The sequence below is a fragment of the Psychromonas aquimarina ATCC BAA-1526 genome (genome assembly GCF_000428725.1).
In the GTDB taxonomy this organism is placed as follows: domain Bacteria; phylum Pseudomonadota; class Gammaproteobacteria; order Enterobacterales; family Psychromonadaceae; genus Psychromonas; species Psychromonas aquimarina.
The window spans coordinates 15,975-27,693 of record NZ_AUAM01000009.1; the positions used below are offsets into that span (position 1 = coordinate 15,975).

Below are 11,719 nucleotides of genomic sequence, written 5' to 3' on the forward strand. Positions count from 1 at the left end.
ATTTCTGGATGAAAGTGCACAAGAAAACGTTGCCAATTTAAAATATTCCGCAATAAAGATACCTGTATTCAAGACTGTCTGGTTATTTAAAGTGAGCTGATATTCTTAATCTGCCTATACTAAAAGACATTGTCTTGACATAAATAAGAGAAAGCTATGGCATTAGCAAGTTTATACTGTCGTGCGATGCTGGGGGTAGATGCCCCCGAGGTCTTAGTTGAAGTACACCTAGGAACGGGACTGCCGGGTTTTTCGTTAGTAGGGCTGCCGGAAACATCCGTTAAAGAAGCTAAAGAAAGAGTACGCAGCGCGATACTGAACAGCGGTTTTAAATTTCCCAGTAAAAGAATCACGGTAAATCTTGCACCTGCTAATTTTCATTAGTAGTTATATGTTGCGCGATAACTTGTTGCACATTATGTAACGTGCAATAAAGGTAGGTATATAGAAAGGAAATTTCAGGGCAGGTGGTTTGGATAAGCTGGTGAGACATCTCATGGTTGTTCTATATACACAGTAACGCGAAACCATGAAATATTATGATTCATAATATTTCAAAAATACTTTTATCGATGATGTGTCAGTAGAACTGTAACTTTGTTTATCTGGCTCGCTTCGGGAAAAAGCGAGCGTGGAGATTTTTACTAACAGAGGGGGATTCTCAGCGATGGCTAACAAAAAATTGAAAAGTCATATTATTTCCCTTTTATAATAAAAATTATGTTTTTATATACAGCGTAGTGCTTTTGTCATTTTTCCACCGTAAATACGACAATTTCCAGCCTTTCTTCATGATTTGTCTTTGACTTATTATTTTAGCTCATTGATATATTAATCAAATCAAGTAATCTGACCTCATATTTAAATAAATAAACGACTGTCGTCTTTCCGCTGGAAATACGACAAAATGTCGCATAATAAGCTGTTATGAAACCAAGGAGAATTATGTCTTCAGAAAAAATACCAACAATTACCAAATCAGTTTCTTTAACATTAGCCTGCATAGTCGGATTACCCTTTCTTTGGTTTTTTTGCTTAGACTTTCCAATGGATACTATTAGTGAAGAATCTCGAAGAAAATTCGCTCAAATTGGATTGCTTATTAATCTTATAGCAGGGTTGTCTATGGTTGTTCGTTATTTGTGGCTAAACAGCTATAAAAGAAGGCTAAAACATCTTTATCAGATTGATGATTTGATGGTAGCTAAATACGAACTATTAAAGCACCATACTTTTGATAAGGCTACAAAAGAGAAAGATGATGCACAATTCAAGCTCGAGCAGAAACCATTATATGAAGAGCTCGAAAATTATTTGAAGTTTGATAAAGTGGAATCAGTTCATATGTTTATTGGACTTGCTGGTTTGTGTGTTGGCACTGTTTTCCAAATGATAGCTGCAGGGTAAGTTTCATAACAAGTCGTTCAACACGGAAGCGTAAACGGCTGTCATCGTTTTTGCAAAGACCAAAAGCGCAAAAACAATACCAACCTACGCTCCGGTTAACGAGGCGTTATGTTCTCATCACTCACCTCTTGAATCTGGACAATTAATCCCCACATATCTTATGTGTATTGTTGCACAATTTAACTTGGAGAGAATTATGGCTGGTATTATTTTAGATGCTGAATTGCATGCAATAGCTCGTTACTTGGTTAAGCTTGAAGATTACGTACAAGAAGAATATCAAGGTGTTGTTAATGTTGACTCAGAAATACAGCAACTTAATGAGCAATATGGGTTTGTTGTTAATGAAAATGCAGTCGCATTTAATAGCGATGTAAAAACTATGTATAATTTTGAACGTAAACGCTCATTAAAAAGTATTGATAATGTAGCTTTTGCTAAGTTCAAACTTGATAATTTAACTGGTAATAATAGGCTCCAACAAATTAAGACTGAATTGGCAAACGAGCTTCAAGCTGCACGAACATAACAAGTGTTTTCAAGTCGGACACAAAAAGTTGGCTGCGACTCGTTCTGCGCGCATTATAGCCAACTTTTCTTAGCCGCTTAAAACGGCGTTAGGCTTCTTTAGAGTTTGTTAATTAACCATGTATAACTGAAAATAGTAGTTTTATATTTTCCAAATTTGAGAGGTATATTTTGAAAGAAGTAATTGGCTACACAGAATTTTGCAAAGAAAAAGGACTGAACTTTTCTTCACAGAAATCACAGACTGAGTATCAGAAATATACTGGTGAGATCGATATCGAAAATCGCTCACATTACGATGATATATATAGAAAGGCTGAAGAAATTAAAAGTATACTTTCTAAGAAAAAGTAGAGTTTACTCTCGTTCTAAAGTGGTTGGGTGATGACTTAGTTTTGGTTTTACTAATTCGGAATCAAAGCCTAACAAATTGTTGCACGCGGACTCGGTAGAGTTGGTGAGCAAGGCGTTAGCATGACAAATATAAGTAGTACGGAGTTACTCGTGGATTTTTACAATAATTTGAATTGTAATCAAAAAAAAGCCTTTGATGATTACAAAAATGCAGAAAGCATTTACGAAGGAAATGCGTTTGCTTACCATGTAAACCATCTATTACTAAATCAAGAGACGCCTCCTGCTGAGTATGACTCCCATATAGCATCACTTGATAGCATCTCCAAAGTAGAGTCGCTGACTGAAGATACCACTTTATATCGAGCTTGTTTTGATAATACAGTAAATGGTCATTTAGATAATTCGAGTCAATTAAATATTTATCGTGCATTTATGTCAACATCGACAACCAACACCAATCTCCGTTTACACTTTGTTCGTTGTTTAATAGCAGATTCATGTGTGCCTTGTTATATTGAGATAAAATGCAAAAAGGGTGCGTACATAATACCCCTTGAAAAATCAGCTCAAGATACTGAAAAAGAAGTACTGTTACCGAGAAATAGCCAATTTAAGCTTATAAGTAAATCCATAATTACCTGTAAATCTGAAATTGAAAATTTGGCGGGATTTAATGGTCGTAAATTTACAGAAATTATTAAGCTCGAACTTGAGTATATTAGTAAATAGCAATAACCGCATCTTAGTACGATCATGCTAACAAGACATTTAAGCGGACTAAAACAGTGTGTTAGGTTCCGCTTTGCTTCACATTATAACCCACTGTTTTAGTCCGCTTAATGCGGTGTTTATGCTAAGCCTGTAGCAGTTCTGGTAAATATTGTGTAACGCTCTGTTGGGAGTAAGCGAACGCATTACCAAACGTTTTTAATTTGAACATCTGCTATTAACAATTCTGTTGGCGTTACCCTGTATAGCTTCTATTTTCTTGCTACGTTTACATTCCCAATCACTAACTGGATACATTTTGTCCCACGCATTCATTAACTGTTTCTGTTGTCGGCTCATGCTGTATCTACTGTAAGCTTCATCCATGTATAAATAAGTGCGTGCTATCTGTCCTCTTGATCTTACTGGAGGCTCTGCTTTACGGTTATTTATCTTCATTTCACAACTGCCGAAACTACTCTTTTCATCAGGTAACATAACAAAGTTGTAATTACTTCTTAGCGCATTCACTGCACCAATGGCAGGGTATAGATTAAACATATCGGCTTGCATGTAGCGGTACTCTTTATTCACCTTTTCAGCACATTTACGCCCCTTAAATGATTTTCTCTTATTGTTAACGCATTGAGCATCACCATCTCGCCATTCTGTAAATGTTCTGCCGAAGTTTTCAGCAGGAACTACATGCTCCCATTCTACTTTTTTGGCGCGTTTCAGATATTTCGTTGTTACAAAACCTTCAGGTGGAGTTATTAGTTTTTTAGAATCGAATGTAGCGGCGCAGTACAGTGTAGTTCTATTATCTGGGTATACATTTCTCTCCAATGATTTTTTGGCTTTACTAAAAGAGTCATTGGTTTGATTCGCAGCGAAGATTGGACTAACCGATATTAACAAGCATAGCGTGAGTAGTATTTTTTTGATGAAAGTATCCATAAGTTTCATTTACCTCGCACATTTGAAATGGGGGGGGAATTCAACTATAGCAGACTTGAACAGGCTAATCGGATATAGAGTAAAGTGATCAAAGCTGGAAAAGTAGAAATCGGTATGTCAGAGGAAGCTATTAAATTTTTCGGTGCAACGTTGATTAGTGAAAAATCAATGTTGTCGGTCACTGAAACAGTTTACAAATATAAAACATTTTCTGGTTATACATATTGTTCGTTAATAAATAGCAAACTTGCAGGGATTCGTTATCTGAACATATAAATACAATCGAAGGCGGTATTTTTACCGCCTTTTTACGATAAAGTGTGTTTTGATACAAATTAAACATTTAGAAATAGAAGAAGTGACGCAAATCATTCCTCCATTATTTAATGAATACTTTATTAAATAATCTGCTGGTGGTGCTGTAACTTGATTTATCAGCGTTCGCTAATCCCTATTAGCGAACCAGTATGGTCTACCTTTTTGTTCAAGGTAATCACTGACTGCATACATAGCTCGTGTTGTATTTCGTGTTTCCACCGCAAAATATGGGATTATTCCGCCTTTCTACAATAAGTGAGCCTTCTAAAAAATATAACCATTTGATAAGTAGTGTTAATGCATGTAATGTTTATTTTTATTACAAATAGTTGATGGGTCGCTCTTGTGGGAATACGGAATTATTTCGCCTAATAAGTGTTATGGCTCATGAAATTAAGGATATTTAGTGAACGACTTAGAATTTGCTTTAAAGTTGTTAGAGTTTCAACAAGTTCAAGACAATATTGAAAAAATCACTGAGAGAAAATTAGATATTTATGCTGTTGTTCAATATCTCAATGGTAAATGTAATGATTTTAGTGATGTCGAAGAAGTTGTACATCTCTTGGATGAAGAATTTTTGTCTCAGTACCCCAAAATTCTTGATAGAGTTGTTTGTGAGGAATCGGTGATTCCCTCTAATGTCCCTATAATTCTTGAAAAGAAAAAATACAAGCATAAAGGGGAAGTCTGGGTTGTACATCAAAATGATGTCGACCCATTCCCTTCATCTCCGCACGCACATAACTATGATCAAAATTTAGTGCTGCATCTTGGTAATGGCAAAATGTTTAGAAAACGCGAATATATTGCAACAGTTCAGAGAAAGCAGTTTCTTATGCTTAGAAAACTAATAACTAACATTAGTTTGCCACCTTTAGAGTATTAGCCATAATAAGTCGCTTTACTTGACGGTTTACCGCTGTCACGTTTTTTGAAAAATACTCAAAAACAATACCAACCATAAACCGCAAGTGAGCAAAGCGTTATATTTTCAAGGAGGTTCTTTGTATATCAAAGCTTATTCATATGATGGAATTAGTTTTATTAATCTTAGCTCTCAACTTTCAATGGAGGATTTGAAAAGAGAGTTAATTGATGAATGGACGCCAAATATTGACTGTTTTAAATGTGGTAGAAAAAGTTACTGTAAGTACTCTGTTAACAGAGGGAACTGTGATTATCTTTATCAAGAAATTCAGTGTGGTGTTGTATCTAATTTCATAGAAGAGTATTTGGATATTGCCGATAAGAAGTATCAAAGCTTGAATAAAGCTAAAAAAGAAGAATTTTTAAAGGGGTTGTATCATTTAACTAAGTTTACATATGATGCTGAAAATTATATTGGAGCATTTCAAGAAAAGGGCTTTATCAGTGAGATGTATTCCGAGCAAGTCGGCGAAAGACTTTTAGGTTTGGCTGCGGATATAAATGACTCTTTAGTAAAAGCTTGTTCACATTTGAAAAATACAGAATTTACTCGCTCAGAAAGAATAATGTTATTAGTTGAGGGACAGTCTGAAAAAGATTTTGTTGAACTTTTTACCAAGTTGAATTCTGCATATTTTAGCGGTGTCTATGTTGAAAGTTACGATGGTAAGGATAACAAACGTAAGGATAAAGTTTTCCTTCTTATAAATTATTTTAAAGAAAAAGGGTTTAAAGTTATCTTTCAAATAGATCAGGATGGAAATCCTGCTATAAACCTAAATCAACATATAAAAAGTAACCTAATAACGGAAAACGATTTCTTTGCATTTAGCGATGATTTAGAAGCAACATACCCTAAAGAACTTATTGCTGAGTGCTTGACGGAGTTTGGAAGTGATTATGGAACCATCATAGAACATTTGAATTCTCCAAAGAAAGATGATGTTACGCTATACAATCACCTTAAAAATATTGCAGTGTGGATGCCTCCAAAGCCCCTGTTTGCTAAAAAAATGGCGGAGTTGGTTTCTGATTATGATTTATTCTACCGTGAAGATTATAAGGATTTTGAATTAGTATCCTTTCTGAAATTTGTATCGTCACACGCAATGAAAATATAAGCTTGTTCAACAGGACTAAAAACAGCAGTCTATTTTCGTTGCGATCAAGCTTAGTCCACTATTTTTAGCCCGTTAACAAGGGTGTTGAAAAATTAAAGGTAAATTATGTACCGAAATTATGTTTGTAAGCTTAGAGTTTCCACCGATGCTTATTTTTATAAAGTTAAAGAAGTAACTGCATTTGGTTATTTTGACGGAGAGAATAACATACTTGTAACCGCCGCTCATATCGTTACAGATTTACTTGGGTGCTACCCTGCATCGAATCAATCTACTTTGTATGTGGAGTTTGAAAATCATAATGGGGTCTTGCACCCAAACAATCTTGTCGCTACCTTTGTGATGAGTCGTCTCAATAATCAATTAAATTTCAACGTATCTTCACCATTTCCTTTCTTTGATATCGCAGAAATTAAATTTGAAGGTGCTTGTCCTGTTACTCAGTTCTTTGGCCCAGGTAGTTATAATGTTGGAGATCACATTGAAGGTGTCGGTTTTCCTGTAGGTAGTCAATCAATACAGGTTCTTAAAGGTAATATCACAAATATTAATCATCAGCCATGTACACAAATATCAGCAAATTTGAGCGTTAGATCAGAAGTAAACCATAATAGTCAACCTGGTTGTTCTGGAGGCCCTTATATAATTATGGATGCTGAAGAAAATCCTTGTGTGATTGGTTGCTTGATTGGATCTATGTCTCTTAGGAGTAATTCTCCAGTAGCAATACAGTGTATTTCAAATTTACGGTGAAATTTTTAACGCGTCATTTAAAGTCGGACTCATAACCGTTGGCCGAGTTCCGCTTCGCTCCACATTATAGCCAACTTATTTGTCGCTTAATGTGGCTGTTAGTTTTACTGTATTTATTTGCACAATCACGAAGGTATTAAGGAGTTGAAATGTTTGGTAGCAGTGAAGAGAAAATGGAAAAAAGGCTACAAGAAGAAAAAGGATATCTTTGGGACGAAATAGATAGAATAAATTCAAAAATATCCTCGCAAAAAGAGTCTGTTGATAATATATCCAAAAATGCGCCTGAACATTTTAAAGAATTACAATTATCGGCTAAAGATGCTTCGTATTATAAAAATCGAGCTCAAGAACAGTTCAATGCTGTTGAAAATTCTGTTAGTAAAATAGATGCGATAAAAACAGAAATCGAAGCTCTTACTACAGATGCGAAACTGCATGCTGAATATCTAAACGAGCAGAAGACACAAGCAAAAACAAGCTTGGTAAACATAGCAGAGTACGAAACAACGATAAATGATTCTAAAGAATCAATCGCAAATACTATTGATATTTTAAGTGAATTAGCCGATCAGAAAGAAGACTTAGAAGAAAGTATTAATGCTATAAATACTTTTTCCGAAGAAACTAAAGAGGTGGCTGGTCGAGTTAAATCTTTGATGTCTGGTTTTGTTAAAGATCGAAATGAAATAAAGGAACTACACAGTAAAATTTTTGGTTATAAAACTGAAAATGAAGATGGGGAGTTTGATTATGTAGAAGGTCTGTCATCTGAGCTTGAAACAAGTTATGAAAATATAAAAAGTAAACTTGAAATATTAGGAAATAATATATCAGAGGCTGAAACGGAACTAACGAACAACCTCAATCAATCTAAAGAAAATGCAGAAAGAGATTTTAATAATTACATTCATGATTGTGACATTGAGCAGGATGAGGTGATGAAACAAATTAAATCTTTATTGCCAAATGCGTTAACAGCAGGTTTAGCTGGGGCTTATGAAGCAAAAACAACCCGAGAAGAAAATCAATTATCTAAGCATGATTCTTCTTTTAACATCGCAATCGCCTTGTTAATATTTTGTTCATTACTACCTATTGCTTTTAATATTTACCGGTTATTTACCAATGTTCCATTAGCTGAGGTGTTAAAGGATATTCCCGTAATTATAACAATGATGTTTCCACTATATATGCCTATTTTATGGGTGGCATATTCATCGAGTAAAAAATATAAATTATCGAAACGACTTATCGAAGAATACACTCATAAAGGTGTATTAAGTAAAACCTTCGAAGGATTATCAAAACAAGTTCAAGATATTAAAGAAGATGATATTAGCCGAGAGTTGCGGAACAAGCTTTTATATAATTTAATTGATGTTAATAGTGAAAATCCAGGCAAGTTAATTTCAGACTATAACAAGAGTGATCACCCGTTAATGGAAGCTTTGGATAAAAGCTCTCAATTAGCAGATGCTCTTTCTAAAGTTGAGCGTGTTCCTGTCCTATCATCATTGGTCAAACACTTTGCTGAAAAGCAAAGTAAAATAATTGAAGTGAATAATGATAAAATTAAAGACATTATCGACAAAGAAATTAAAACTGATGGTCAAACTATAAGTAGTTAAACGTGGATGCATAATGGTTGTCATCGTTCTTGCATAAGAAAAATCGGTAAAACAGCCCCGCTTACCCACCGATGAGTAAGGCGTTGTTCTCAAGGATAAATATGGCAGATTACAAATACATCGTAGATGCACTAAGCTCCACTGCTGCATTAACTGCAATTGTTACGGTATTGTGGAGTTGGTTTAAGAACTCCCAAATGCCGCTAAAAATTGAGAGATTAGTTGTCCACAATAAAGCTTCTGAAAGCACATACATTATTGTTATTAAAAACAGTAAGACATACCCTGTAAATATAAAATCGACATCTTGTTACACAAAAGTATCTTACAAGGTAGAGAAAAAAAACAATCAAAAACCAGAATATATGGATACATTATCTCTGTCTGATAATTTATTTCTTAATAACGATGATTTTGAAATCGGTGCTAACGGTCATACAGATATCCGAATTATCGGAAGTCATTTGAACCCTGATATAACCAAGTTACTGTTCACTATCCAAACATCACACGGTTATCATCAGATTTGGTGTGATAGCATCATAACCGTAGACATGATTGGCAAAACTGCATCTTTTGGGATGGAAAAGATGTACAATTTTGATTCAAAATTTAAAGCCAAAAGAAAATACTATTGGTTAAAATTTATTACTTTATTTCGGCGTTTAGTGCGACGTTGAGGCTGTAGAATAGCTCGATTTTTATAACTTTCTGATCCCCACACTTTTCAATCTTTTATTTTAAAAGGCAATGTAATTAGAAAAAGTGTAGCTTTCTGAAAATGGAGAAATTCTACAGCCTCGTTATGTTTTTAGTTGAATAATCACACAGGAGTTACATGGACTTTACTTTGGAACAATTTACAGAATTTTTATTAACAACAATACTTGGTGTTATTTTATTAGGTGCTGTTGGTAGTATACTTGGTGGGCTTTTGGTTTTTTTGGTTAAAAAAATATTTGTTTTATCCGTTGAAAGGATTCGTAAATATTCGCCTGCAAACAGAATGCTGTTCCCTCTAAAGCGCTCTTACTTCACAGCAATTCAATTAAGGACTGAGTACGTTACAGAGGCTTATGAATTTGAGTACCCACTATATGTGGTTAAAAAGCTAATTATATTCGCTTTAGATGCTGTGATATTTATTTGTTTTGCTTTGTTAACAGCCATAGTGTCCATAATTTATGGTTTGGATCGGCCTATTCTTTTATCTTATTTAATATCATTTATGTTGTTTTTTTTCTGGAAAATGCTTAAAACAGCAGTGCATTCGTCAGCATTAGTAGGAGAAAATGTAAGAATTTCTGCTCACAAAATAGATGGAAAAACGCCTAAAAAATATTGTCCTAAAGAAAGACTAAGTATAAAAAACAAACCTAACTAATTGCTTAAACTGTTGTTTTTCGACTGGTAAGGCGTTAAATGGTAAGGAGAGTGCTCGCAATGTCGACAGATGTACGGCAAAAAATGTACGATGAATTAAGAGATGAGCTATACAAAAGGGAACTTTCGAACTCTGAGAGTTTTGATAAAGCAATTTTATCTTTATCAAGTGCTGGGCTTGCAATTTCTCTGACATTTATCAAGTCGATAGTTGCTATTGATGAAGCAATATACATATATTGGTTGTACTCGTCTTGGGTGTTTTTTGGCATGGCAATTATTTTAACGTTACTATCACTTATGTTTAGTAATCAGGGAATGAAGAAGCAATTAGATTTAGCTGAACGGTATTATTTATTAAATGAAGAAGACGCTTTTAATAAACCAGATTGGTTTGCGAAAGCAACGGAGTTGAGCAATTTGCTTTCAGGTATTGTTTTTATCTTTGCAATTTCCTCTGTAATTGTATTTTCCATAGCAAACTTTAGTAATAAAAATTCAAGTATAAAATCAGGAGTATATGAAATGTCAGATTCAAAAAAAGTTATCCATACTAATGGTCAATCAGTTCCTCAGATGAAACGAGTGTATACTACTGATGGAGCTACGATCCCGAAAATGCAGAAAACACCTGAGCCGACAGCAAAGAAAGTTGAAGCAACTAAAAAATAGATTCTGGCAATAATTAATGCCATTTTACGAATAAGGATAGCTCGTAGGAGCCACTAACCACGTCTATCCTATTGTTTAGTGTGTTGATGTGCTTATTTATAAGCAATATATCGGGTTTACTGGGGGAACAAATCGTTTGTCCAATATTAGTGTATGATGAAGTTACGGTGTGATATCAAAATATTGACGTTTTCTGCAGCCGATTGATTCACACCTAAGTTCCATAACAAAAATAACTTATGCGTCATTCAACTTCTTCCAATGTCTTTTAACCGTAGCAATGCTGATACCTAAGTCTTTTGCGGTTTTGGACTGAGACAAACCATCATTCTTGCATCTTTTTACTTTTTTAGTCGTATCATCAGCGACAGGTCTTCCCAGTTTAATACCATTATCCTTGGCTCTCTGTAATCCCTCCATTGTTCTCTCTCTAATGCGATTCCTCTCAAATTCGGCAAATGCGGAGAACATATGAAGCATAAGTTTACCCTCTGAGCTTGATAAATCTTCAATTGGTAAATCTAAACAGATTATTTTTATGCCCTTATTAAGCAATAGTTCCACGGTGGTCTGTACGTCGATATTGTCGCGGCCGAGGCGGTCCAATTTCAACACAACTAACCGATCGCCAGCCTCAAGTTTATGTTCAACTAAATTTTTAAATTTCTCTCGTGACATTGCTTTTGTTGTACCAGATACAGTTTCCGATATAACTCTACTGTCTTCGATATCATAACCTGCTGTACGAATAGCTATTATTTGGTTTTTAGTCGTCTGTTCACTCGTACTGACACGGCAATATGCAAATGTCCTCATGGCAAATTCCTTTTTATGATTGTGTCATCAAATGGTATCATAAAGTGAGGGGTGTCATCAAATCGGTATCTCATGTTTTATGACACCTAAATCACAACGTTAATATAGGTATCATTAAACACTCGTTTGATGGACTGC

Annotated in this window: 14 protein-coding genes and 1 pseudogene; 13 read left to right on the forward strand and 2 right to left on the reverse strand. The window is 34.7% G+C overall.

The window, feature by feature from the left end:
- Positions 1–156: 156 nt before the first annotated feature.
- From G337_RS0102095 to G337_RS27505, 5 genes and pseudogenes are all read left to right on the forward strand, one after another.
- Positions 157–375 (forward strand): annotated as a pseudogene (locus G337_RS0102095) (magnesium chelatase domain-containing protein); the annotation flags it as partial.
- 570 nt (positions 376–945) lie between these two features.
- Positions 946–1,407, forward strand: a complete 462-nt coding sequence (locus tag G337_RS0102100; RefSeq protein WP_028862407.1) for a hypothetical protein — start codon at positions 946–948, stop codon at positions 1,405–1,407.
- A gap of 196 nt (positions 1,408–1,603) precedes the next feature.
- Positions 1,604–1,936 carry a hypothetical protein gene (locus G337_RS0102105; RefSeq protein WP_028862408.1) on the forward strand — a complete coding sequence of 111 codons (333 nt, stop codon included), beginning with the start codon at positions 1,604–1,606 and terminating at the stop codon, positions 1,934–1,936.
- 170 nt (positions 1,937–2,106) lie between these two features.
- Entirely contained in the window at positions 2,107–2,289 is a 183-nt protein-coding gene (locus G337_RS0102110; RefSeq protein WP_028862409.1) for a hypothetical protein, read from the forward strand.
- 120 nt (positions 2,290–2,409) lie between these two features.
- The gene (locus G337_RS27505; protein ID WP_028862410.1) at positions 2,410–3,021 is read left to right on the forward strand and encodes an ADP-ribosyltransferase; all 612 of its coding nucleotides are present in this window, start codon (positions 2,410–2,412) and stop codon (positions 3,019–3,021) included.
- 198 nt (positions 3,022–3,219) lie between these two features.
- On the opposite strand, the gene G337_RS0102120 is transcribed toward G337_RS27505, so the two are convergent.
- Positions 3,220–3,957, reverse strand: coding sequence for an endonuclease (locus G337_RS0102120; protein WP_425414421.1), 738 nt, complete (start codon positions 3,955–3,957; stop codon positions 3,220–3,222).
- Positions 3,958–4,041: 84 nt separating this feature from the next.
- On the opposite strand from G337_RS0102120, the gene G337_RS28535 reads away from it, so the two are divergent.
- The 8 genes from G337_RS28535 (at position 4,042) to G337_RS25385 (ending at position 10,765) form a co-directional block, all read left to right on the forward strand.
- The gene (locus tag G337_RS28535) at positions 4,042–4,233 is read left to right on the forward strand and encodes a hypothetical protein (protein WP_157619169.1); all 192 of its coding nucleotides are present in this window, start codon (positions 4,042–4,044) and stop codon (positions 4,231–4,233) included.
- Positions 4,234–4,681: 448 nt separating this feature from the next.
- Positions 4,682–5,164 (forward strand): hypothetical protein, encoded by a 483-nt coding sequence (locus G337_RS0102125; RefSeq protein WP_028862412.1) that lies wholly within the window; start codon positions 4,682–4,684, stop codon positions 5,162–5,164.
- Positions 5,165–5,282: 118 nt separating this feature from the next.
- A complete protein-coding gene (locus G337_RS0102130; protein ID WP_028862413.1) occupies positions 5,283–6,326 on the forward strand; it encodes a hypothetical protein in 1,044 nt (347 codons plus the stop codon).
- Positions 6,327–6,431: 105 nt separating this feature from the next.
- Positions 6,432–7,079: a hypothetical protein gene (locus G337_RS25380; RefSeq protein WP_051302892.1), complete on the forward strand. Its 648-nt coding sequence runs from the start codon at positions 6,432–6,434 to the stop codon at positions 7,077–7,079.
- A 149-nt stretch (positions 7,080–7,228) separates the two neighbouring features.
- A complete protein-coding gene (locus G337_RS0102140) occupies positions 7,229–8,710 on the forward strand; it encodes a hypothetical protein (protein WP_028862414.1) in 1,482 nt (493 codons plus the stop codon).
- Positions 8,711–8,811: 101 nt separating this feature from the next.
- Positions 8,812–9,390, forward strand: coding sequence for a hypothetical protein (locus G337_RS0102145; protein ID WP_028862415.1), 579 nt, complete (start codon positions 8,812–8,814; stop codon positions 9,388–9,390).
- Between the two features lie 158 nt (positions 9,391–9,548).
- Entirely contained in the window at positions 9,549–10,094 is a 546-nt protein-coding gene (locus G337_RS0102150) for a hypothetical protein (protein WP_028862416.1), read from the forward strand.
- Positions 10,095–10,153: 59 nt separating this feature from the next.
- Complete coding sequence (locus tag G337_RS25385) at positions 10,154–10,765, forward strand: hypothetical protein (RefSeq protein WP_051302893.1); 612 nt, start codon at positions 10,154–10,156, stop codon at positions 10,763–10,765.
- A gap of 237 nt (positions 10,766–11,002) precedes the next feature.
- Here the strand turns inward: G337_RS25385 and G337_RS0102160 are convergent, their stop codons facing one another.
- Positions 11,003–11,581, reverse strand: a complete 579-nt coding sequence (locus tag G337_RS0102160; protein ID WP_028862417.1) for a recombinase family protein — start codon at positions 11,579–11,581, stop codon at positions 11,003–11,005.
- Positions 11,582–11,719 lie beyond the last annotated feature (138 nt).

Coding starts and splice junctions, on each gene's coding strand:
- G337_RS0102150 (WP_028862416.1), top strand. CDS start 9,549: ATGGACTTTACTTTGGAACAATTTACAGAATTTTTATTAACAACAATA.
- G337_RS0102100 (WP_028862407.1), top strand. CDS start 946: ATGTCTTCAGAAAAAATACCAACAATTACCAAATCAGTTTCTTTAACA.
- G337_RS0102105 (WP_028862408.1), top strand. CDS start 1,604: ATGGCTGGTATTATTTTAGATGCTGAATTGCATGCAATAGCTCGTTAC.
- G337_RS0102145 (WP_028862415.1), top strand. CDS start 8,812: ATGGCAGATTACAAATACATCGTAGATGCACTAAGCTCCACTGCTGCA.
- G337_RS0102160 (WP_028862417.1), bottom strand. CDS start 11,581: ATGAGGACATTTGCATATTGCCGTGTCAGTACGAGTGAACAGACGACT.
- G337_RS27505 (WP_028862410.1), top strand. CDS start 2,410: ATGACAAATATAAGTAGTACGGAGTTACTCGTGGATTTTTACAATAAT.
- G337_RS0102140 (WP_028862414.1), top strand. CDS start 7,229: ATGTTTGGTAGCAGTGAAGAGAAAATGGAAAAAAGGCTACAAGAAGAA.
- G337_RS25380 (WP_051302892.1), top strand. CDS start 6,432: ATGTACCGAAATTATGTTTGTAAGCTTAGAGTTTCCACCGATGCTTAT.
- G337_RS25385 (WP_051302893.1), top strand. CDS start 10,154: ATGTCGACAGATGTACGGCAAAAAATGTACGATGAATTAAGAGATGAG.
- G337_RS0102120 (WP_425414421.1), bottom strand. CDS start 3,957: ATGGATACTTTCATCAAAAAAATACTACTCACGCTATGCTTGTTAATA.